The sequence below is a fragment of the Haliscomenobacter sp. genome (assembly GCF_041740695.1).
In the GTDB taxonomy this organism is placed as follows: Bacteria; Bacteroidota; Bacteroidia; order Chitinophagales; family Saprospiraceae; genus Haliscomenobacter.
Window position 1 is genome coordinate 173,605 of the sequence record NZ_JBGSLK010000113.1, and the last position, 20,451, is coordinate 194,055.

Sequence of the window (20,451 nt, forward strand, 5' to 3'; positions counted from 1 at the left end):
TATTGCCGGATTTCACTGTATTTTAGCCCCGTCCAAATGCCCAATCCAATGATTCAACTGTTCAACATTCAAGAAAAATTCCAAAAAGTCACCGAGTACTGGTCACCTAAAATCGCCGGAGAACTCAATGGGCAATACGTCAAACTGGTCAAAGCCAAAGGTGAGATGATCTGGCACAGCCACGATGATGAAGACGAGTTGTTTATGATTTTTAAAGGCAACTTTGTGATGGAGTTTCGCGACCATACCGCCAAGGTAGGGCCGGGGGAAGTATTGATTGTGCCCAAAGGAGTGGAGCATTGCCCCCGCACCGAAGGTGACGAAGAAGTTTGGTTGCTTTTATTTGAACCCAAGGCGACCAAACATACTGGCAACATTGATCATGAAATGACGAAATACGAACAGGATTGGATTTAGTTTACATCTCGATAAGTTCCGGAGAGGTGGCCAGCGCTCTTGCTTTTACAAAGCTGGCCACACAGAATTCCACGTCCGCCACCGTAGTCGCCCAGGAACAAACGCTGATACGAATCACTTTCCTGCCATGCCACATGGAGCCTCCGCACCAGCACACCCGAAGTTCTTGCAGGTTTTTCAAAACCTTTTCCGTCATTTCATCCTCGCCACAGGCAATCAAAACCTGATTAAAAACTACTTCGTTGAGCACTTCAAAACCTTGATCGCCCAAGTCCTGGGCAAACTGTACAGCACGCTCGTGCAAATTTGTGACCAATTCATCCACTCCACTTTTTCCCAGGTATTTCAGCGTTGCCCAAAGCTCAATCACCCTGGCCCGACGACTCATTTCGGGTGTGTAGTACATGCCATCTCGCTTGCCTTCCACAATGTAGGCACCGCTCATGTGCAGGGCCGAAACCAGCGCTTCCTGATCCTGACAGAGAATGATTCCACAATCGTAAGGCGTGTTCAGGGTTTTGTGCCCATCTGCCGACCAGGATTGGGCCAGTTCCATCCCTTTTGTCAAGTGTTTAAACCGTGTGGCGGCTGCTGCCCATAAGCCAAAAGCGCCATCGATGTGTACCCAAGCTCCTGCTTCATACGCTTTTTGGCAAATGCTTTCAATGGGGTCAAATGAACCCGAGTTGACATTGCCTGCTTGCAAAATGACTAGAGTATTGGAATCCAGAGAGGGCATGGTTTCGGAAATAATCCGACCCTGTTCGTCCACTTCGGCCCATTCGATATTGGCTTTGCCAAATCCGAGCAACTGAATAGCTTTCAGTACCGTGGAGTGCGTGTGCTTGCCCGTAACTACCCGCACTTTAGGCGCGCCATTCATGCCTTGCTCATTGACATCCCAGCCGTTTTTTTGAAAGAGTCGCCAGCGGGCTGCGGCCAAACCACAATAGATGGCCATCGAAGAACCACTGACAAAACCTGCTACGGTGTATTGAGGTAGACCCAAAAGTTCGTTTAACCAGCCTTCCACCACTGTTTCCAGTTTAGCAGAAACGGGGGACAATACCTCCATTCCAGTGTTTTGATCCCAAAAATCACTCAAGCTTTTGGCCGCCAAGGACGCAGGAATAGAGCTGCCTGTAACAAACCCAAAGTACCTGCCTCCAAGGCTAGTCACTGTAGCGGGCGAGCCGTATTGATGCAATTGTTGGAGAATATTGTTTACATCGCCCGACTTGTCTGGCATACTTTCTTCAAAGTGTTGCAGGTTATTCAGCGCTTCGGGGCTGGGGTAAACATTCCGGTCGAAGGCCTCGTTTAGGTATTGGAAGGCATAAGTTTGGGCGCTTTTGAAGATCTGCCGATCTTGAATTTCCTGGAACATTGCGTCCTGAATTTTGCCTACTTTTGTCGGGTTTGCCATTTGTTTAAGTGATTTTACCCACATCCCGTATTGGCGAGACCGTGGATCGTTTGAGGATAAAAACTAGGCAAAAATAATACTTTTGGTAGAAACCAGTCCTTGGGTCAATCGCTTGGATGAACCTTTGGGAGGATGATCTTCTAGCGATCCATTTCCTCCAAATTCATCCGCATCTCCAGCATATTGGGGGTAAATCCTGCTTTTTCATAAGCCCTTATGGCTACTGCATTTTCTGCATATACCTCCAGTCTGATCTCCGCAATGCTTTGCTGTCTGATCCAATCGGTCAAAGCATCCAGTACTTTTTGATTGATACTTTGCCCTCGAAAAGCAGGTTTTACGTACATGAAGCCCAAATAGGCATAGCGACTGTGTTGCAGGTAATCCTTGGCTTCCCTGATTTGGGCATAACCCGAAGCTACAATTTCGTCACCTGCCACTGCAACGACTACCTCCGCCTCAGGAGATAAAATTAAAGCTTTCAGGTCATAATAGTGAATTTCTCCGGCTTTTAAAGTCGGGTCGAAGGGCCGTTCGGCAGCTACAATGCCTTGTTCAAAATGGAGCAAGGTGTCTAAATCGGCTACGTTTGCAGTTCTGGTAATGATCATGCCAGGATGGGTTTTTTGAGATGTATGGTGACAAAAATAGACAAGCTGAGTGGATTTTTTGCTTTGAATACCATTCATAGCCAAGCAGAGCCTTTATCAAATTTCATGGTTCATTTCAGGATGAAGTGTTTTTAAAAAAGCAAATGCACCTTTGCTCCACCTTAAATTATCCACTATGCAATATTTAGCGACCGTGATTTGGAAAAAACTGAACGACGCACCCTTTCATGATGGAAAATATAGCCGTTCTCACACCTGGTCTTTTGATGGAGGGCTCAGTATTCCAGCTTCTTCTTCGCCACAGGTAGTTGCAGTTCCGATGTCCGACGAAGCAGCAATCGATCCTGAAGAAGCCCTAGTTGCTGCGGTATCCAGTTGCCATATGTTGTTTTTTTTGTCCATTGCCGCAAGCAAAAAACTCATCGTCAATCGGTACGAAGACCGGGCCGAGGGCAAAATGGGAAAAAATGAAATGGGGAAAACAGCGATGCTGGACATTTTTTTACGGCCTGCCATCAGCTGGGGCGGTAATGCGATACCCAATGCAAGCACAATTGATGAAATGCATGAGGAAGCGCATCAACGTTGTTTCATTGCCAATTCCCTCAAGACCAAAATCAACATCATCACCAAATAAATGCTATTTTTATGAAAGACTTAGCGATCCGTTTAAAGAACCAACCTGGAGCATTGGCGGCAATGGGAGAAGCGCTGGCCAGTGCCGGAGTCAGTATTGAAGGCGGTGGCGCCTGGACAGCTAGCAGTGAAGGAATTGCTCATTTTTTATTTGAAGATGGCAGCAAAGCCCGGATGGCCTTGGAAGCATATGGCATAGAAGTGCTCCGTGAAAATGAAGTGCTGATCCAGCGGCTGAAACAGGATACGCCAGGGCAATTGGGCAAAATCACCCGCCAAATGCAATTGGCTGGTGTCAACATCGAAGTGTTGTACAGTGATCATTACAACCAATTGATTCTGGTAGTCGATGATCTGGAAAAAGGACGAATCGTATCTGAAAACTGGAAAAAAGACCTTGAATAATTCTAACGATGGAAAACCTGGAACGGGAGTTTAGCACTTTGGCGGGCTTAATCGGTGAAAAAGCCCGTGCAGTCATGCTTTGGAACCTTTTGGATGGCCGGGCTTATACTGCCACAGAACTTGCCATTTGTGCGGATGTTTCTGCACAATCGGCTAGCAATCATTTGTCCAAATTGATTCAGGCCAATATCCTCCAGGTAAAAAATCAAGGCAAGCATCGGTATTACTCTTTTAGCAATCCTGAAGTCGCCGCCGTAATAGAATCTATGGCGGGCTTATTGTCATTGGGCAATGAACAAAGAGAGGTAAAAAGAACCTTACCGCAGCCAGGTTTAAGGTTGGCACGTACTTGTTATGACCATTTAGCAGGAAAATTAGGGGTTGAAATGTCCGAAGCTATGCTCCAAAAGGGCTTCCTTACCTTGGCACATCAACAATATGAAGTCACAACTTTGGGCCTAGGCTGGTTCAATGATTTGGAGATTGATGTGGCTGCATTGCATTGCCAAAAACGCCTCTTTGCCCACCCTTGTTTGGACTGGAGTGAGCGGCGTCCTCATCTGGCAGGGGCACTAGGTGCGGCCATTTTACAAACCATGTTAGAAAAAGACTGGGTGCGAAAAGTTAAAAACTCCAGAGCATTGCTGTGTACTGCCAAAGGACAAAAAGCACTAAAACAGAGTTTGGGTATTGAGTTTTGATTCTAGGCCACAATTAATGGTGTTTAGCCATGAGGGTAAAACCCAATGAGCAGCATCAAGTAAGGGAAAGCTCAAAAACACCAACAACCATGTTGTACCTCACTGGAATCATCCTCTCCTGTTTTCTTGCCCTGCTGCTTTTGTTGAAAAAAGATAAAGCTACCGCTGACCGGATTTTATGCATTTGGATGTTCATCATGGCTTTGCACCAAGGCAGTAATCATCTGGATGTGAGCAAAATTTCCTACACTTATCCTCATTTGTTAGGCATAGGTTTTGCCCTTCCCCTTTTGCATGGGCTTATGCTGCATTTTTATGTGCTGGCTTTGCTGGGGCAAAAGAAGTTGAGTTGGGGGTATGTGCTGCCGCACTTCGTACCCTTTGTTGTGTTAACGGCATTGGCGATGCCTTTTTATCGACTGCCTGCGGCTGAAAAAATCCAGGTATTTCTCCATCAAGGGGCTGGATACGAGTGGTTCATGCTAACTCAGCTCTGCCTCATTGTGGTTTCCGGCTTTGTTTATGTGCTGTGGTCTTTCCGATTGATACATACTAGTCAAAAAAAACCTTCACAAAAGCCAGATGCCGTCACATTTCAACATTTGCTATGGCTGAAGTACCTGTCATTGGGGCTGGCGGGGATTTGGGTTTTGGTGCTCTTTTTTGATGATCAGGTCATTTTTGGCGGGGTTACTACGCTGGTCTGTTTGATTGGCATTTTGGGCATCAACCAGGTACCTGTTTTTGTAGGCAATTTTATGTCCGACCCATTGGCTCCTGCTCCTGTAAGTAGCCTGCCCCGCTACGCCAAATCTGGCCTGAGTGCCAGCCAATCCGATGCCATTTTTGAACAGTTGACACAATTGATGCAAAAGCAGGAAGTGTACAAAAATCCTGAACTCAGTTTGGGTGAACTGGCTGAACTATTGAGCGTTCATTCCAATTACCTCTCGCAAGTGATCAACGAAAAAACGGAGAAAAATTTTTACCAGTACATCAACCAGCTACGGGTAGAAGCATTTTTGCAAGTGGCCGCAATGCCCCACAAGCAACATTATTCCCTACTAGCGATGGCTTTTGAATGCGGGTTCAACTCCAAGTCGACCTTTAACAAGTATTTCAAAACGGTAATGGGCGAAACACCATCTGAATATTTTTCTTTGATAAAGTCTTGATTTTTAAATCCTTGACAGTTCGGCCTTGTAAGCGCGAACGCCATTCAGGTACGCCCTTACCCACAGCGACGCTCCAGGATCGGAAGTAGTTTTTCTTTGCACAAAACTACTTTCAACATGACACGATCACTGTTTTTTGGGCATCCACAAGGGATGCCGCTACTGTTGCTTTTTGTAATTGCGCTGGTGGCTTTTTCCTGCGATCTGGAAGACCCCAGCACACCCGGTCTGCTGGTTCCCAGAACCGTAGACCAGGATCCTACCCTACCCTCCTTAGCCATCAATGGCACCCTTTTGCACGTAGAAACTTACGGCAAACCCAGCGATCCATTGTTGGTTTTGATCCATGGCGGGCCCGGTGGCGATTACCGCTCCCTAATCCCAGCCAAAGCAATGGCACCGGAAGGTTTTTTTGTGATTTTTTACGATCAACGGGGCACCGGACTTTCCCAACGGGTGTCGCGCAGCCAGTTTGAAGGAGCTGATGCCATCCAGCTCATGATCGATGACTTGGATCAACTCATTGGCCATTTCAAAAAGAGCCCTAGCCAGAAGGTTTTTCTCATGGGCCATTCCTGGGGGGCCATGTTGGCTACGGCTTACCTCAACCAAAATCCGCAAGCGATCAGCGGTGCCGTTTTGGCCGAACCTGGCGGTTTTACCTGGACACAGACTACCGAATACCTGAGTCGCTCCAACAAAATCAAACTGTTTTCGGAAGCCTTGAATGACGCTGTGTACCCCGAGCAAATTTTTTCCGGCAGAGCCGAACACGAAATCCTGGATTACAAGGCTTCTTTCTTTGCAAGTTTTGAAAATGCACCAGGCAATACCATTGGCAACGCCGGTCCCTACCCTTTTTGGCGCAATGGAGCGGTAGTTTTTAATGCCCTGATTGACAATGCCGAGCGCCGGGGGCTCGACTTCACCACCCATTTAAAAGAATTCAAGCCCAAGGTGTTGTTCCTTTACAGCGAGCTCAATCGAGCCTATCAATTACCCTGGGCGCAGCAGGTGTCTTCTCCCTACGCTCAAGCCCAACTGGAAGAAATCAAAGGCTGCGGCCATGAAATGTTCCATTTTGCCTGGCCTGGCATCATGGAAAAATCTTTAAGCTATTTAAATGCATTGAAATGAAATCTCGACTTTTTGTCCTTGTATTCGCTTTGTGCTGGATGCACAGTATGACCTTTGCTCAGGATTTGAATTGGGCACAGGTACAAAAAGAACAGCAGCACTTTGTGGCCGCCAAGTTTGGTGCCGATTATGCCACAGTCTTAGGTTTGTCTTATGGGTATCGTTTACCCGGAAAAAATCTCAGCTTTGTCAGTGCAGAACTATCCAGCCCTTTTGGCCGCGATTTGCTCGATGACTGGAAGCTACGCTTGGCTTACCAACTCCGGGTATGGCAGGGAGGTAAGCTCGGCCTAAGCCTGAAACCTGGGCTGATCCTGCGCAAGTATGACTCTAATATTGCCAAGGTCTTGAATGTTGGCATTGACCTAAATACTGCTTTGGGTTATTACCGCCCCAAATGGTTTATTGCTGCCGAAGCTGGAGTAGATCATAGCCTCGCCAGCAAACTCAAACAAGGTTCTTTAAAGGAAAATTATCCCGGCATCTACGAAGGCTGGATTGGCTCTACGGGTGGAAATTTCAAGTTTGGCGGACATTTAGGGTATTCCTTTGGAACACAGCTTGCATCGCTGCGCCTGGGTAAAGTTTATGCCCAAAATTTCCGGGACAACCCCACCCTACCCTTTTATTTTGAATTGACTTTGCTAAAAATCTGGTGATAACACCTCACAACGAGAGCTGCCCTGGAGTGGTCAACATGAAACTCTTCGGGCAGCCTGGATTGCTCATACCGTGGCCGCACAAGCAATGTTTTTCTAAGGTGCCCCTTAGGTGTCTTAAGTTTCTTAGGTGGTGAAAAAGAAAAACCTGCGCAGCAGGCATTGTTTTACCACCTAAGAAACCCAAGACACTATAGAAACACCTTAGACGCAACGACCCATTCAAAAATACCGCCCAATCTTCGGATGCTCTACAATCGCCTGTTTTAGCGCATAAAAATCCACTTCCCCCTGGTGACTCCAAACCACCTTACCTCCGGGCTCGACCAAAATCGTATAAGGCAGCGCCCCATTCCAGTTCGGATCCACCGCTTCGATCAGCGCGTATTTATCCTCCTCTGAAAACAAATAATTGGGAACCGCCGAAAATTTTTCTTTCAAAAACTTCAGCGCCTTGGCCTCCTGATCCGGTTTGTCGGCTGACAAGGAGACAAATTCAAAGTCCCGGGCACCGAACATGCGCTGCAAAACGATAAAATCTGGATATTCCAAGATGCAAGGCCCACACCAGGTCGCCCAAACATTGATGAGCCGGAGTTTTTCGGAGCCATCGTTTTTAAGCAATTTTTTCACCCCTGCCTCATCCAATTTGGCAACGGATACTGGTTTGGCTTCCCATTCCTTCTGGACTTTGTCCTTGTAATCCAATTTCCAGCCCCATTTGGTAGAACAACCAAAGGTTTTGGTTACCGGGGTAGCCACTGGCTTGCCCGCCAGCACTGCATCGATAGCGGCTCGGAGATCTTCAGAATTGGCTGCTCCAGGTTTTTCGATGGCATCGAAGCGGCCCGTATAGGCCAATTTACGTTGGGCGTCAAAGAGGAAAACGTGCGGCGTGGCTACTGGGCCATACTTCAGGGAAACTGCTTCGTTGTCGCCATCATACAGGTAGGGAAAATCGAATTGCTGGTTTTTTGCCCGGATTTTCATTTCTTCAAAATCGTCGTTGAGGTCGGTATAGCCCAGTTCTTCGTATTGCAAGCCCAATGGACTATTGGGTGAAATGGCGACCACACTCAATCCTTTGCTGCGGTAATCTTTCTCCACCGCTTTTAGCCGAGCTTCGTAAGCCTGGGCCGTGGGGCAATGGTTGCAGGTAAACACGATGGCCAAGGCTTTGGCTGCTTTAAAATCGTCGAGACTATGCCATTTGCCATCTACTCCTGGGAGTTTGAAGTCAGGCGCAGCAGCGCCGATTTCCAGGGTTGTAACCGTTTGTTCGGCTACGGGCTTGGGATTTGCTTTAAAGACTTCTGCTTGTTCAGGTTGTTTTTCGGGGGAACCGCATGCGCTCAGCAGCATCCCCAGGATTAAGGACTGAAAAATGTTAAGCTTCATTTTTGTTTGTGTTATAGTATTGAATAGCTACTAATGTATTGAATTTCTGGCAGTATTGCGCAATACTGCCAGAAATCTTTGAGTGTCTACTCCCGCACTTTTCCAGTCAACACACTCGCCTTGCCATTAAATGGATTTCCCGAGGAGCGCCGAAACGTCACCACTTGCCCTACATGCCACAAAGCATCGGAGATGGGCCCGTTGATCAGGTTCCAAAAGGGGAACTCGGTTTTGTTGGCCCCATTTTGAAAAACCATACTGTGGTTGTCCAATTTGGTGTCGGCCTTTTTGAGCAGTTCGCTGGCCTCTTGCAAAATCTCCAGGGTCTTTTTCCTTTTTACCTCAAAAGTGAGCGGTGAAGTTTCCTCTCCACTCCGCACATTGGGCTGGTTTTTCAAGGCATTGAGCACAATGGTTGAAAGGCCCAGGATGTGATCGATGGTCTCTTCACTGCTGCGTGCTTCAGGGGTGGGGCGAAATGCCAGATCTTCGGGGCGTAAACCTTCGGTTGCCCAGTAAAAACGGAAGCCGAGCCCGTCGATCATCCGCGCTACTACACTTTCGGCGCTGTACGTTTCGGGATAGGCGGGGATTTCACGGTAGGGAAGGGTGGTGTTCATGGTTTGGTTGTTTTGTGCCCATACGTTGATGTAAGAGAGCAGCAAAAAAGCAACGAGTGTAAGGCTTTTCATGTCAGATGATTGAAGTGATTGTAATCTTTAAAGGTATAAAAAGAGCGGGAATTAGGAAATAAGTCATTATTGCTCGCGGAATCTCATTTTTTTAGGGACTTTAAGCGAGCAATAAAACGGTATTGCTCGCTCTATCTCTATTTTTTTTGGACTTTGAGCGAGCAATAGGGTTGGAATGCTCGCTTTAAGTCTGTATTTTTAAGACTTAAAGCGAGCAATTATGTCAAAAGAGTTGATTGGAAGGGAAAAAGAGGTTAGTGTACTCAAAAATTTACTCACTACCGATGAAGCCGAACTGGTATCGGTCATTGGCCGTAGGCGGGTAGGCAAAACCTTTTTGGTACAGTCTGTATACAGCGAGCGCATTGCGTTTGAAATAACCGGGATTCAGCACGCTAAAAACAGCGAGCAACTGGAAAATTTTGTCGTTGCGCTGAGTTTGCAAAGCAAATCCCCCCTGCCCCTGCAAAAACCCAAAACCTGGCTAGAAGCATTTCATTTGTTGATTTTATACCTGGAAAGTGTGATTGAAGGGGGAAAAAAGGTGGTCTTTTTTGACGAACTTCCCTGGTTGGATACCCACCGTTCGGGCTTTCTCAATGCTTTTGGCTTTTTTTGGAACAGTTGGGCGGTGAAAAAAAACATCGTCGTGGTCATTTGTGGCTCGGCTGCTTCCTGGATGATTCAAAAAGTGGTGCACAATAAAGGTGGGCTGTACAACCGCATTACCAAACGCCTGCATCTCCAGCCCTTCTCTTTGCGGGAAACCGAATTGTACCTGCAAAAAAAAGGCTTGAACCTCAACCGCTACCAAATCACCGAATTGTACATGGCAATGGGAGGGATTCCCCACTATCTCAAGGAAATCCAAAAGGGTGAAAGTGTGGCGCAAAACATTGATCGAATCTGTTTTGCCAAAGGCGGCACGCTGTACGATGAATTTGAACAACTTTATCCTTCCCTTTTTGAACATGCGGAAAGCCATATGGCGGTCGTTCGGGCTTTGGCAGCTAAACCTTCGGGCTTGAGCAGGTTGGAAATTGGTCAAATTAGTGGAATCTCCAATGGGGGCGGCTTGAGCAAAACCTTGGAAGAACTGCAACATTCTGGCTTTATTGCGGAATTCCTGCCCTTTGGACGGGTCAAAAGGGATTCACTTTTTCGCTTGAGTGATGAATATTCCCTTTTCTACCTCAAATTCATCGAAACCTTAAAAAAAGAAGGTGCGGGTATTTGGCAGAGTTTTCACGCCAGCCCAGCTTTCTATGCCTGGAGTGGTTACGCTTTTGAAAGCATTTGTCTCAAACACGTACCTGAAATCAAAAAAGCCCTGGGTATTTCCGGGGTATTCGCTACCGCTTCGGCTTTTTACCGCAAAGGCTCCGAAGGTATGGATGGCTGTCAAATTGATCTCTTGATTGACCGGGATGATAAGGTGATCAACTTGTGTGAGATCAAATGGGCGAACTCGGAATACATCCTTAGCAAGGCCTACGCAGCGGATTTGCGGAAAAAAGTGGCCCTGTTTAAGCACTACTCGAAGACGAAAAAGCAGGTGTTTTTGACATTTATCAGCACGTATGGAGTGCTGGAGAATGAGCATAGCCGGGGCGTGGTGGATCGGGAATTGGGGTTGGGGGAGTTGTTTGGGGGGAGTTGATGCGGGGAATGTTTCTTGCCTTTTGAGCAATTTTAGTTCCGCTATCATTATGAGTTTTGTAGCAAAAACAACGTATTTTTGATGTGTCGATTACTATTCAATTAACAAATATGAATAAATACTACAACGCGTTCCAAGATGCAATAAGTTGGTTCAATTTTAAAAAGGATCCAGTTGAAGTTTCTGAAATCCAGCAATTCAAGTTGACCAAAAAATTTCAAGAGATATTTCCTGTAACAGCAAATCTGATCGATCAAAGCACAAAAACAGGAGTAGTATTCAATGAAAAATCATTAATACTTTTCACCTGGGAAATTGGGCAAGAAATAAGTGGGTGGATGTGTCAATTTGATAATCCGAGAATTGAAATAATTGAAGAGCACAAAATCTTGATTGACAACATTGGAGGGATAATTGAATCATTTAATGGACCGGAAGGTATTGATGTGAATGGAATAACGTACAATTATGCCTTAACACTGAATCAGAATTTCATGTATGTAGGTTCAATGTGTGATGCAAAAATGGACTGGGAGGATTATTACAAGGATAGATGTAAAAGCGAAGGATTCCTTTCTATGGATTTGTCAGACTCTGTATTCTTCACACAAGAAGCCAATGGCGCAAGAACATTTTACGATAGAAAAACAAAAAAAATAACATTATTCTCTCATGATCATGCTTTCAAATTCGTCGATTTTATACAAGGGCAACCTGAATACACGATGCATAACATTAAAGGTGTGGAGAGTTTTGTGGATTATGTAGAATTGACTTCAAAACAATGGGATACCTATTTTGAAAATAAAAGAAGACTGAGCAAATAATTGCCAAAAACTTTAAGGCCGAAGAGTAGTGCAAATAACTATAAAACATGCAATCAATAGACTACATTGAATTCTTAGGCAATGCATTCGAAGCGTTTCATGATACCCAGGATCGTTTCCGTTCGCATTTTCAACTTGACGATTACACCAATTGGTTTTACGATCAAGCCACCGAGTTACTGACCTTGTCGACTGACAACACAGAGATTAATTTCAAATACATTCCCATTGGTACCTACTCAACCAATACTGAAACTTGGTTATGGACCTGGCACAATTCCAACTCGATTGAAAAAAGTAAAGATCAAACTTTACGCATCAAAGCATTTGGAGCTGAAAAAGGATATGACAAGCTGATTGAAGGATATTTTAAAAGCGATGAGTACTCTGGTTGGGAGTTCATCGCCGTTGCCCATCAAATTCTAGGTGGAATTGGTGGGTATAACGTCAAGTCTGAACACCTTGAAATATACATGTTGGTGATGGAGCAGATCGACAATGATGTTGCCGCCAAAATAAAAGAACAAACCATCACTTGTGAACGGCACGGTTCAAATCGGATGGCCTTCGTCTGCCAACATTTGAACACGGAAACCCAAACGGGGTTCGAAGAAGCATTTCCAAGCTACCAAGGCATGGAATTAGGAGAAGATGATGATTTACAAGCCTGGTGTGATCAATGTGAGTTGGAAAGGCTACGTACAGATGGTTGGAATGATGAATCCATGGAATTTGCGGCGATAAAACTGGTTTGTGAAGATTGTTATTTTGAGATTAAGGAGTTTAATTTAGGAGAGTAAGTAAAATGCGTGGCATTTTTTGTTTTTAAAATTTTATTTCTTGATAAGATAAATTAATTTGTGTTTAAAAAACAAGCACATCATGCGCGAAGAAATAAATCTTCTAGAACAAATAACGAGTTTTTTGCCCTCTGATAAAACACTCACCTTTGACATGACTCGTACCAACAGGCATTGGCTGGTCGATTATGAATATTTTTTTGTAAGAGAAAGCTTCTCAGTAGAAAGATTATTCAGCGAAACCTGTTTCCATCATTATGATTATGCCAAAAAAGAAATTGTCCATGTTTCCCCTTACCAACTAATTCAGACTCACATGGAACAGTCGATGAAACACTGTTGGTCAGACAAAATGTCCATTGGCGCCATTGAACTATTGGCCTGGTCAAAAAAAACGGTTGAAAAAGACACTGGGCTGTGCTATGTATATGATGAAGAAGGTGTCTACAAAGGGATTTTCTGCCATTGCCTGAATAGGATAGACGAATTCATTTACATTGGTCAAAGTTTGAGTGAATTCTTTGATTTTGAATCCACTTTAAAAGAAGTTCAAGTCACCAATCCCCAAGATGACTTCCCAGCGCACAAGCGAAAACTTTCAAAATCACAATTGTTGCCCTACAATAAACTCCTAAACAAGGAAGAGTACATTATTTTTGATGCAGAACTGGGATTCACGATTAACTTCGAATTGTATCGTGGTCTTATCGATAACATCTTTATTACTTTATCTCAAAATGATTTGCGATACGACAAGCTTGAGCCTGTTTCAAACACCGATTGTTTGTACTTTTTATGGCATGTCAAAGACGAAGTTTTTGAATTCAAGTTATACAACAAGTCAGATTACATTGACACACCCTTAGTTTTTAAAGTCCTGAATAACGTGTTGGAGCATCTAGGTGCCAAAAAGCGATTTGTACTTTTCAGAGAATTTGACTTCGGGCAAGAATTTGGTTTGGCTTATCTTGATGGACGCAGAACAGCAAAACTGGAAAGTCTTTTTAGGATTCAAATTTTGCCTTTAGACAGAATCTCTTAACAGACTACCTTGATCATAATTGACTAAAAAAGTTCTTTTGTAAGAAGAGAAAAATCACACCAAATTGTGATTTTGATTGTATTTTCCATTTAATTCACCTATCTTCATCCTAAAATCACATTATAATGTCAATCCAGCACCTCGGCGAGTACCTCAAAAATCGGCGCAAAGCACTAGGCATTACCCAACCACACTTGGCCGAACTGGCGCAAATCAGCACCAACACCTTATACAAACTGGAAAGAGGGCAAAGCAATCCTTCGCTGGCCGTCTTGAACAAATTGATCGAAGTATTGGGCTTGGAGTTGAGATTGGAAGTAAAACACAAACCTTGACTAAATACCTCCACAAATGCTAAAAAACATGACCTCAAATCCCAAACAACTCTTCCTCATCGACTGCCTCGGCGCCCTCCTCTCCGCCATCCTTTTAGGCGTAGTCCTGACCAGCTTCGAACCCATCTTCGGAATGCCCCGCAACGTCCTCTTTGGTCTGGCTGCGCTGGCCTGCTTATTTGCCATCTACTCGTTTTGGAACCATGTCCGATTCAAGGAGAATTGGCGACCTTATCTGCAAGGAATTGCGATAGTAAATCTGTTGTACTGTGGTTTAACTGCCGCCTTGGTGGTCTACTTTCGTCAAGAACTGACGAAGTGGGGATTGTTGTATTTTTTGCTGGAAATGCTGGTGATCATCGCCCTCGTATTAGTCGAATTCAAAACAGTTTTTAGAAAAAATTGAACCCTTTTAAAGCACTACCTATAGATCTGGAAACCGCACCCGAAGGTTCCAAACCTTCGGGTGGGTAGAGCAGCGAACCAATTTACATATGCAGCGCCCGGTTTCCCGTCGCCGCCAACGCCGCTTCCTTAAACGCCTCCGTATACGTCGGGTGCGCGTGGCTCATCCGCGCCGCATCCTCTGCCGAAGCCCGGAATTCCATCAAGGCCACTGCTTCCGCAATCATATCCGCTGTACGTGGGCCGACCATGTGTACGCCCAGAATTTCGTCACTTTCCTGGTGAGCCAAAATTTTCACCATTCCATCTGTATCCATACTCGCCCGGGCGCGGCCCAAGGCTTTGAAAGGGAATTTACCCACTTTGTAAGGCACGCCCGCTTCTTTGAGTTGTTCTTCGGTTTGGCCCACTCCAGCCACTTCCGGCCAGGTGTAAACTACCCCAGGGATGAGGTTGTAATCGATGTGTGGTTTTTGCCCGACGATGGTTTCGGCTACAAAAACCCCTTCTTCTTCCGCTTTATGCGCCAACATGGCCCCTTTGATCACGTCGCCAATGGCGTAGATGCCCGGTATGTTGGTTTGTAGGTGGTCATCCACGATCACCCGACCTTTTTCATCCAACTGTACGCCAGCGTTTTCCAGCCCCAGTTTGTCCGTAAAAGGTCGACGACCAATGGCTACGAGGCAGTAATCCGCTTCGATGCTCAGTTTTTCCTCAGTATCGCGTTTTTGGTATTCCACCACCACCTTGTCAGCTGAGGGAGTTACCGCAGTCACCATGTGCTTGAGGTGGAATTTGATGCCAATTTTACCCAAAGAGCGTTGCAATTCCTTGCTGCAATCCCCATCCATGCCGGGGATGATGCGGTCGAGGTATTCGACTACGTCCACCTTTGTACCCAGGCGAGCGTACACCGAACCCAATTCCAGGCCAATCACCCCGCCACCAATGATGACCATGCGGGTTGGCACTTCCTGAATATTTAGTGCCTCGGTGGAGGTGATAACCCGTTTTTTATCGTAATTGAAGCTCGCAGGCACGATGGGCTTAGAGCCCGTAGCGATGATGGTTTTGTCCGTTTCAAGGTCTTGGGTAGTACCATCCTCTTTGGTCACTTTGATCAAGTTGGCATTGACAAAAGAACCAAAACCGTAATAGACGTCGATTTTATTTTTTTTCATCAAAAACTCCACCCCTTTGACCGTCTGGCTCACCACGTCGTTTTTGCGCTTCACCATTTGGGGCATGTTCACTTTCAGGTTTTCCAGCTCAATGCCGTGCTCAGTGAATTTTTCATGAGCAGCGTGATAGTGCTCCGAAGAGTCCAGCAATGCTTTGGAAGGGATACAACCCACGTTCAGGCAAGTGCCCCCTAGGGCGTTGTAACGCTCGATGATGGCAGTTTTTAGTCCCAACTGGGCGCAACGAATGGCGGCTACATACCCCCCGGGGCCAGAGCCGATCACAGTTACATCGTATTTCATAAGGTTGTGAAATTTGAGGGCAAAAGTAGCGGTTTTATCCCACCCAATCGCCTTTTACTCCAAAAAGAACAGGTTGACAAAGGTTTTTTGTTCACACTTTTTTAAAATCAGTAAATCAATCCACCATTTACCCTGTAGTTTCCACCATTCACCCCTTTCGCTAAAATCAGTTAGCTATGTAAATCGAAGTGAGACGAGATGATTTTTGGCATTCGTCGCCCGCTTGGCGAACAGATTGAGGAGCAAAGCCTATCTTTGCACCTCAATTCTCATGTTATGCAATCAGTTTTTCAAACTTACCTTGAACTGGGTTTTGCCCACATTGCCGACCTGGCCGGATACGACCACATTCTCTTTATCGTTGTCTTATGTGCAATCTACCGTTTAGAAGAGTGGCGAAAAGTCGCCATTTTGGTAACCGCATTTACCCTGGGGCATTCGCTTACCCTGGGCTTGGCGGCGATGAACATCATTGGCGTAAACACCAAGTTAATTGAATTTTTGATTCCTTTGACCATTTTCGTTACCTCGATTTACAATGTAATTTTTCATAAATTTGATCAAAAGGAAATCCGCAGCGATACTTTTACGCGTAACTTAAATGTCAACTACGCTTTTGCCCTGATCTTCGGATTGATTCACGGAATGGGCTTTTCGAATTTTTTTCGGGCCTTGACTTTGTCAGGTGGAGAAAATGATTTATTATTACAACTCCTAGCCTTTAACGTAGGAGTTGAATTGGGTCAACTCGCCATCGTCACTGTAATTCTACTGTCTTCTTTTCTGGCATTCAATGTGTTTCGCATCAAACAAAGAGAGTACAATTTATTTGTCTCTGGAGCTGCTGCTGGTTTATCACTTGTTATGATGCTGGAGAGAAATCCATTTACATAGTAATTTTGCTAAATTAATGTCATTTTTCGATGAATGACTTGTTTTCTTCGGGATATGACGTTATATTGCATTTAATTGGTGCAAAAACATGGTTTTTAGCCAAAATTGGAAACGCTTAGTCAAATTTTTACTTATTCTTCCTATTCGATTCTACAAGGTTGCCATCTGGCCCTTGTTTAGGCCGCATTGTGCATATGGCCCAAGTTGTTCCGCTTACATGGTAGATGCCATCGAGGAGTGGGGCATTCGGGGAGTATGGATGGGGCTTAAACGCATCGGCCGCTGTCATCCTTGGGGTGGTTTCGGATTTGATCCGGTACCAAAAAAATGTGACTCCCAAAACCATTGATTGTTTTGTTTTTAATAGGACACTTATGCTTAAAAGACCTAGACGTAATCGAAGAAACGCTGCCATCCGAGGAATGATTCAGGAAACACACCTTTCCACGGAACACCTCGTGCAGCCCCTGTTTCTGGTTAGCAAAGAAAACTCGCGTGAACCCGTGAAAGCTTTGCCTAACACCTACCGACTTGGCATTAAAGAGACATTGAAAGAAGTGGAAGATTCCTTGAACCTGGGAATTACCAACTTCATCCTGTTTCCGGTGGTGCCAGACCAGTACAAAGACAAGTTTGCTACCTACGGCTACGATGAGGACAATTTTTACCTCAAAATTGCTGCGGAAGTCAAACGCCGTTTTCCTGAAACCTGCCTGATTAGTGATGTTGCCATGGATCCGTACAGCACTGATGGCCACGATGGCCTGGTACGCGATGGCAAGATCATCAACGACGAAACCTTACCGATTCTCGCAAAAATGGCGGTTGCACAAGCTGCTGCTGGTTTTGACCTGCTTGGTCCATCCGATATGATGGATGGAAGAGTAGGTTACATGCGCGAAGCACTTGACGCGGCTGGCTATATGGATACAGGTATTATGGCTTATACGGCCAAATATGCCAGTGCCTTTTATGGTCCTTTCCGCCATGCCTTAGATTCAGCTCCACGTGGAGGCGACAAAAAAACCTACCAGATGGATCCCGCTAACCAAAGAGAAGCACTGATTGAGGCGGCTTTGGATATCGATGAAGGTGCAGATTTCATTATGGTGAAACCTGCCTTGAACTATTTGGATGTGATCAGCTTGTTGAAAAACAATACCGAAACTCCGGTTGCTTCCTACCACGTGAGTGGGGAATGTGCCATGCTCATTGCCGCAGCCGAAAAGGGTTGGTTGGATTTGGATCAAGCGGTTCAAGAAACCCTCCTGTGTTTGCGCCGGGCTGGCTCGGATGTGATCATCACCTACTTTACCAAGCATTACGCTCGCCTGATGAAACAGGGTCACTTACCAGAAGAACACAAAGAGCCTAAAACGCATGCGCGCAGTAAGCGTACGAGTATGCCGGCTTTTATCAAAGACTACAAGATTTAAGTTGAGTAGTTGAAAAAATTGAGGGGTTGATTGCCAGGAATTGGTAATCAGCCCCTTAATTTTTTAGGGTGGTTTAAAACGTAAAGGGTGTATATCAAATTGGCCCTGCACCTTAAACGCAATGAGTATGAGTAAAAAAATCTATTTTAAGAGCTTTGAGGCTTATATCTGGAACTTTAAACAAAAGTTTGGCGATGACTCAATTTCACATTCATTTACAGAAGTGATGATTAGTCAACTTTGTAAATACTTTTTAGAAAAAACAGGAATAGATATGAGCAAAAGCAAAGGAAAAATTGGTTTCGTCCCTGGTACTATTTCTAGTTTAGGATTTAGTATTGACGAAAATATTGGTAGGTTAGAAGGCCACCTTATATGCTTTTATTTGCAAATAGGAGAAGCAGTTAAATGGAAAACTAATGATGGTTCTATCATTAGTCCGAATGATCATGTGGATGAAAAAAATATTGAATTTTGGTTTGATTGTTTAAATGTTGAGGCAGCTAAACGAGAATGGAAGCTTTATTCTGCTCCACCTAGACTTGGCTTTACCTTACAGTCACTCCATTACAAAGTGCTTGTTGACCACTTCAACGAGCATTTTTATCTCCTCGTTTCTTTCAAAAATAAAGATCAAAGCATAGTAGAATCCGCAGCTAAGCTTCTCAATGAAACTTGCAACACATGGAATGATCATAGCTTGGCTAAAAATCGCAATCTGGGAATTGTGCACAATTGTAGTGCACAAATTTTAGAAGATAATTATTTACGATTCTATATTGACTTTGGCAGCGCCCACGAAAAGCTCCTCAAACAAATACTAGAGGCACTAAACGATATCCCACAAATTGAAAAAGTAACCATCACCTCATATCCCGATGAAGAATAAACCCATTCCAACAAGAAGCCTGTTGTTTTCGTTAAACATTCTGCATACTCATGCGTCTGAAGGCGCACGGATATTGGTTCAAGTCGTGAGACATTGAACCAGCGTTGTGCCTTGGAAGTTAATGGGGAAGACTTCAGCTAGCTAGTAGCGCTATCGAAAGCCTATTTTTTATCCTTCAATTTGGATAGTTGAGTAGCATCTGCCAAGTCTTGCGGGCGACCAGCACTAATTTTTAACACTGTTCGCGTTTAACAACTCGATAAACTCTTTGAAATCCTTGTTGATTACCATACATGCGTTGGTTTACTTCGGTACGAAGCTTTTCAAGTTCTTCCAGGCGTTGAGTAAAGGAGCGGCTAAGCCAATAGATCAGGTTGCTGTCGTCGTGACCAATTTTGACTATTCTGACTATTTTTTCCATGGCTTTCTCCGCTTTTGTGTTCACCAAAGATACAGAATGTTTTATTGCTAAACAAATTCAAATCCTTACTATTGATACTTCGCCAGACAAGGATTGCCGCTTGCACAAGCCACGTACAAACAGATATGTTAAAAACACAAAGGGTCGGCTACCATCAATTCCAATGGTAGCCGACCCTCAACTCCTCAACTTTCTTTCACTGCAGAATCACTTCTTTCTCTTCCACCATCTTCCGAATGTTGATCAAGGCGTAGCGCATCCGGCCCAGTGCAGTATTGATGCTTACCCGGGTCAGCTTGGCAATTTCTTTGAAGCTCATATCGGCATAATGGCGCAGGATAACCACTTCGCGTTGCTCAGGTGGGAGCATGTCGACCAGGTGACGAACTTTGTCGTGGGTCTGGCTGCGAATCATGGTTTGTTCAGAATTGAAATCCGGCGTTTGTAGAACGTCGAAAATATCGAAAGTATCGGTTGGCGAAACTTTGGGGCGGCGTTTGGTGCGGCGGAAATAATCCACACACATGTTATACGAGATACGCATGGCCCATTGAAGGAACTTACCCTCGTGGTTGTACTTGCCGCGGCGGAGGGTGTCAATGATCTTGATGAACACTTCTTGAAAGATGTCTTCAGCAAGGCTTTGCTCCTTAACAAACAAGTAAATAGAGGTATAAATTTTTTGTTGGTGGCGATTGAGCAATTCTTCGAACGCTCTTTCGTTTCCTTCCAAGTAGCAGGCGATGAGCTGCTGGTCGTTAAGCTGAGTAACTTGCATAACTAAATAGTTTAAGGCAATGGGATCAAATCCGTTAAAAACTTTTAGTGTAGAAGTTTCAGCTTATATGCGCCTACGTTTTAGTGAAGTAATAAAGTACTGGAAGAAAAATTGGTAATGAGTCAAAGATAAACGCAATAATTTAATGAAAAAACAGTTTAGGCGATTTTTTTTCAAATTAACCAAAGATTAACGGTTTTTTAGGGTTTCCCCTAGCACA

Annotated in this window: 24 protein-coding genes; 17 read left to right on the plus strand and 7 right to left on the minus strand. The window is 44.8% G+C overall.

Translation table 11 applies throughout. The features are described 5' to 3' along the window. Window positions 1–48: 48 nt before the first annotated feature. Window positions 49–417, plus strand: a complete 369-nt coding sequence (locus ACEW9O_RS23110) for a cupin domain-containing protein (protein ID WP_373552580.1) — start codon at window positions 49–51, stop codon at window positions 415–417. Window position 418: 1 nt separating this feature from the next. Here the strand turns inward: ACEW9O_RS23110 and ACEW9O_RS23115 are convergent, their stop codons facing one another. Next, window positions 419–1,843 carry an aspartate aminotransferase family protein gene (locus tag ACEW9O_RS23115; RefSeq protein ID WP_373552581.1) on the minus strand — a complete coding sequence of 475 codons (1,425 nt, stop codon included), beginning with the start codon at window positions 1,841–1,843 and terminating at the stop codon, window positions 419–421. Between the two features lie 140 nt (window positions 1,844–1,983). Then, window positions 1,984–2,454 (minus strand): GNAT family N-acetyltransferase, encoded by a 471-nt coding sequence (locus ACEW9O_RS23120; RefSeq protein WP_373552582.1) that lies wholly within the window; start codon window positions 2,452–2,454, stop codon window positions 1,984–1,986. Between the two features lie 175 nt (window positions 2,455–2,629). Between ACEW9O_RS23120 and ACEW9O_RS23125 the strand changes: the two genes are divergently transcribed. The 6 genes from ACEW9O_RS23125 to ACEW9O_RS23150 all read left to right on the plus strand — a co-directional run bounded on the left by ACEW9O_RS23125 (window position 2,630) and on the right by ACEW9O_RS23150 (window position 7,167). Continuing rightward, a complete protein-coding gene (locus ACEW9O_RS23125; RefSeq protein WP_373552583.1) occupies window positions 2,630–3,091 on the plus strand; it encodes an OsmC family protein in 462 nt (153 codons plus the stop codon). Between the two features lie 11 nt (window positions 3,092–3,102). Next, complete coding sequence (locus ACEW9O_RS23130; RefSeq protein ID WP_373552584.1) at window positions 3,103–3,495, plus strand: amino acid-binding ACT domain-containing protein; 393 nt, start codon at window positions 3,103–3,105, stop codon at window positions 3,493–3,495. Between the two features lie 8 nt (window positions 3,496–3,503). Then, on the plus strand, window positions 3,504–4,196 hold the full coding sequence (locus tag ACEW9O_RS23135) for an ArsR/SmtB family transcription factor (protein WP_373552585.1): 693 nt from the start codon (window positions 3,504–3,506) through the stop codon (window positions 4,194–4,196). Between the two features lie 89 nt (window positions 4,197–4,285). Continuing rightward, window positions 4,286–5,371: a helix-turn-helix domain-containing protein gene (locus tag ACEW9O_RS23140; RefSeq protein WP_373552586.1), complete on the plus strand. Its 1,086-nt coding sequence runs from the start codon at window positions 4,286–4,288 to the stop codon at window positions 5,369–5,371. A gap of 117 nt (window positions 5,372–5,488) precedes the next feature. Beyond that, window positions 5,489–6,508, plus strand: coding sequence for an alpha/beta fold hydrolase (locus tag ACEW9O_RS23145; RefSeq protein WP_373552587.1), 1,020 nt, complete (start codon window positions 5,489–5,491; stop codon window positions 6,506–6,508). Next, window positions 6,505–7,167, plus strand: coding sequence for a hypothetical protein (locus ACEW9O_RS23150; RefSeq protein WP_373552588.1), 663 nt, complete (start codon window positions 6,505–6,507; stop codon window positions 7,165–7,167). The genes ACEW9O_RS23145 and ACEW9O_RS23150 overlap by 4 nt, the downstream gene beginning before the upstream one ends. A gap of 222 nt (window positions 7,168–7,389) precedes the next feature. Here the strand turns inward: ACEW9O_RS23150 and ACEW9O_RS23155 are convergent, their stop codons facing one another. Beyond that, on the minus strand, window positions 7,390–8,565 hold the full coding sequence (locus tag ACEW9O_RS23155) for a redoxin domain-containing protein (RefSeq protein WP_373552589.1): 1,176 nt from the start codon (window positions 8,563–8,565) through the stop codon (window positions 7,390–7,392). Between the two features lie 86 nt (window positions 8,566–8,651). Further along, window positions 8,652–9,257 (minus strand): hypothetical protein, encoded by a 606-nt coding sequence (locus ACEW9O_RS23160; protein WP_373552590.1) that lies wholly within the window; start codon window positions 9,255–9,257, stop codon window positions 8,652–8,654. 220 nt (window positions 9,258–9,477) lie between these two features. On the opposite strand from ACEW9O_RS23160, the gene ACEW9O_RS23165 reads away from it, so the two are divergent. The 6 genes from ACEW9O_RS23165 (at window position 9,478) to ACEW9O_RS23190 (ending at window position 14,327) form a co-directional block, all read left to right on the plus strand. Next, window positions 9,478–10,917, plus strand: coding sequence for an ATP-binding protein (locus ACEW9O_RS23165; protein WP_373552591.1), 1,440 nt, complete (start codon window positions 9,478–9,480; stop codon window positions 10,915–10,917). Window positions 10,918–11,027: 110 nt separating this feature from the next. Beyond that, window positions 11,028–11,744, plus strand: a complete 717-nt coding sequence (locus tag ACEW9O_RS23170) for a hypothetical protein (RefSeq protein ID WP_373552592.1) — start codon at window positions 11,028–11,030, stop codon at window positions 11,742–11,744. 47 nt (window positions 11,745–11,791) lie between these two features. Beyond that, window positions 11,792–12,544: a DUF6882 domain-containing protein gene (locus ACEW9O_RS23175; protein WP_373552593.1), complete on the plus strand. Its 753-nt coding sequence runs from the start codon at window positions 11,792–11,794 to the stop codon at window positions 12,542–12,544. Between the two features lie 82 nt (window positions 12,545–12,626). After that, a complete protein-coding gene (locus ACEW9O_RS23180; RefSeq protein ID WP_373552594.1) occupies window positions 12,627–13,586 on the plus strand; it encodes a hypothetical protein in 960 nt (319 codons plus the stop codon). Between the two features lie 125 nt (window positions 13,587–13,711). Next, window positions 13,712–13,921 (plus strand): helix-turn-helix domain-containing protein, encoded by a 210-nt coding sequence (locus ACEW9O_RS23185; protein WP_373552595.1) that lies wholly within the window; start codon window positions 13,712–13,714, stop codon window positions 13,919–13,921. A 28-nt stretch (window positions 13,922–13,949) separates the two neighbouring features. Continuing rightward, window positions 13,950–14,327 carry a hypothetical protein gene (locus tag ACEW9O_RS23190; RefSeq protein ID WP_373552596.1) on the plus strand — a complete coding sequence of 126 codons (378 nt, stop codon included), beginning with the start codon at window positions 13,950–13,952 and terminating at the stop codon, window positions 14,325–14,327. Between the two features lie 82 nt (window positions 14,328–14,409). Here ACEW9O_RS23190 and lpdA read toward each other — a convergent pair whose 3' ends face one another. After that, a complete protein-coding gene (gene lpdA, locus ACEW9O_RS23195) occupies window positions 14,410–15,813 on the minus strand; it encodes a dihydrolipoyl dehydrogenase (RefSeq protein WP_373552597.1) in 1,404 nt (467 codons plus the stop codon). A 276-nt stretch (window positions 15,814–16,089) separates the two neighbouring features. Between lpdA and ACEW9O_RS23200 the strand changes: the two genes are divergently transcribed. The 4 genes from ACEW9O_RS23200 (at window position 16,090) to ACEW9O_RS23215 (ending at window position 19,032) form a co-directional block, all read left to right on the plus strand. Beyond that, the gene (locus ACEW9O_RS23200; RefSeq protein ID WP_373552598.1) at window positions 16,090–16,707 is read left to right on the plus strand and encodes a HupE/UreJ family protein; all 618 of its coding nucleotides are present in this window, start codon (window positions 16,090–16,092) and stop codon (window positions 16,705–16,707) included. Window positions 16,708–16,795: 88 nt separating this feature from the next. Continuing rightward, on the plus strand, window positions 16,796–17,056 hold the full coding sequence (gene yidD, locus ACEW9O_RS23205; RefSeq protein ID WP_373552599.1) for a membrane protein insertion efficiency factor YidD: 261 nt from the start codon (window positions 16,796–16,798) through the stop codon (window positions 17,054–17,056). A 25-nt stretch (window positions 17,057–17,081) separates the two neighbouring features. Beyond that, a complete protein-coding gene (gene hemB / locus ACEW9O_RS23210) occupies window positions 17,082–18,143 on the plus strand; it encodes a porphobilinogen synthase (RefSeq protein ID WP_373552600.1) in 1,062 nt (353 codons plus the stop codon). A 127-nt stretch (window positions 18,144–18,270) separates the two neighbouring features. After that, a complete protein-coding gene (locus tag ACEW9O_RS23215; RefSeq protein WP_373552601.1) occupies window positions 18,271–19,032 on the plus strand; it encodes a hypothetical protein in 762 nt (253 codons plus the stop codon). A gap of 232 nt (window positions 19,033–19,264) precedes the next feature. Here ACEW9O_RS23215 and ACEW9O_RS23220 read toward each other — a convergent pair whose 3' ends face one another. After that, on the minus strand, window positions 19,265–19,453 hold the full coding sequence (locus ACEW9O_RS23220) for a toxin secretion, membrane fusion protein (RefSeq protein WP_373552602.1): 189 nt from the start codon (window positions 19,451–19,453) through the stop codon (window positions 19,265–19,267). Between the two features lie 196 nt (window positions 19,454–19,649). Continuing rightward, the gene (locus ACEW9O_RS23225; RefSeq protein WP_373552603.1) at window positions 19,650–20,231 is read right to left on the minus strand and encodes an RNA polymerase sigma factor; all 582 of its coding nucleotides are present in this window, start codon (window positions 20,229–20,231) and stop codon (window positions 19,650–19,652) included. Window positions 20,232–20,451: the final 220 nt, after the last annotated feature.

Bases quoted from the DNA above. Each gene is read 5' to 3' on its own strand.
- ACEW9O_RS23130 (WP_373552584.1), top strand. From the start codon at position 3,103: ATGAAAGACTTAGCGATCCGTTTAAAGAACCAACCTGGAGCATTGGCG.
- ACEW9O_RS23180 (WP_373552594.1), top strand. From the start codon at position 12,627: ATGCGCGAAGAAATAAATCTTCTAGAACAAATAACGAGTTTTTTGCCC.
- ACEW9O_RS23215 (WP_373552601.1), top strand. From the start codon at position 18,271: ATGAGTAAAAAAATCTATTTTAAGAGCTTTGAGGCTTATATCTGGAAC.
- ACEW9O_RS23125 (WP_373552583.1), top strand. From the start codon at position 2,630: ATGCAATATTTAGCGACCGTGATTTGGAAAAAACTGAACGACGCACCC.
- ACEW9O_RS23190 (WP_373552596.1), top strand. From the start codon at position 13,950: ATGACCTCAAATCCCAAACAACTCTTCCTCATCGACTGCCTCGGCGCC.
- ACEW9O_RS23110 (WP_373552580.1), top strand. From the start codon at position 49: ATGATTCAACTGTTCAACATTCAAGAAAAATTCCAAAAAGTCACCGAG.
- yidD (WP_373552599.1), top strand. From the start codon at position 16,796: ATGGTTTTTAGCCAAAATTGGAAACGCTTAGTCAAATTTTTACTTATT.
- ACEW9O_RS23155 (WP_373552589.1), bottom strand. From the start codon at position 8,565: ATGAAGCTTAACATTTTTCAGTCCTTAATCCTGGGGATGCTGCTGAGC.
- ACEW9O_RS23160 (WP_373552590.1), bottom strand. From the start codon at position 9,257: ATGAAAAGCCTTACACTCGTTGCTTTTTTGCTGCTCTCTTACATCAAC.
- ACEW9O_RS23165 (WP_373552591.1), top strand. From the start codon at position 9,478: ATGTCAAAAGAGTTGATTGGAAGGGAAAAAGAGGTTAGTGTACTCAAA.
- ACEW9O_RS23135 (WP_373552585.1), top strand. From the start codon at position 3,504: ATGGAAAACCTGGAACGGGAGTTTAGCACTTTGGCGGGCTTAATCGGT.
- ACEW9O_RS23145 (WP_373552587.1), top strand. From the start codon at position 5,489: ATGACACGATCACTGTTTTTTGGGCATCCACAAGGGATGCCGCTACTG.
- ACEW9O_RS23185 (WP_373552595.1), top strand. From the start codon at position 13,712: ATGTCAATCCAGCACCTCGGCGAGTACCTCAAAAATCGGCGCAAAGCA.
- lpdA (WP_373552597.1), bottom strand. From the start codon at position 15,813: ATGAAATACGATGTAACTGTGATCGGCTCTGGCCCCGGGGGGTATGTA.
- ACEW9O_RS23170 (WP_373552592.1), top strand. From the start codon at position 11,028: ATGAATAAATACTACAACGCGTTCCAAGATGCAATAAGTTGGTTCAAT.
- ACEW9O_RS23200 (WP_373552598.1), top strand. From the start codon at position 16,090: ATGCAATCAGTTTTTCAAACTTACCTTGAACTGGGTTTTGCCCACATT.
- ACEW9O_RS23120 (WP_373552582.1), bottom strand. From the start codon at position 2,454: ATGATCATTACCAGAACTGCAAACGTAGCCGATTTAGACACCTTGCTC.
- ACEW9O_RS23175 (WP_373552593.1), top strand. From the start codon at position 11,792: ATGCAATCAATAGACTACATTGAATTCTTAGGCAATGCATTCGAAGCG.
- ACEW9O_RS23140 (WP_373552586.1), top strand. From the start codon at position 4,286: ATGTTGTACCTCACTGGAATCATCCTCTCCTGTTTTCTTGCCCTGCTG.
- ACEW9O_RS23150 (WP_373552588.1), top strand. From the start codon at position 6,505: ATGAAATCTCGACTTTTTGTCCTTGTATTCGCTTTGTGCTGGATGCAC.
- ACEW9O_RS23115 (WP_373552581.1), bottom strand. From the start codon at position 1,843: ATGGCAAACCCGACAAAAGTAGGCAAAATTCAGGACGCAATGTTCCAG.
- ACEW9O_RS23220 (WP_373552602.1), bottom strand. From the start codon at position 19,453: ATGGAAAAAATAGTCAGAATAGTCAAAATTGGTCACGACGACAGCAAC.
- ACEW9O_RS23225 (WP_373552603.1), bottom strand. From the start codon at position 20,231: ATGCAAGTTACTCAGCTTAACGACCAGCAGCTCATCGCCTGCTACTTG.
- hemB (WP_373552600.1), top strand. From the start codon at position 17,082: ATGCTTAAAAGACCTAGACGTAATCGAAGAAACGCTGCCATCCGAGGA.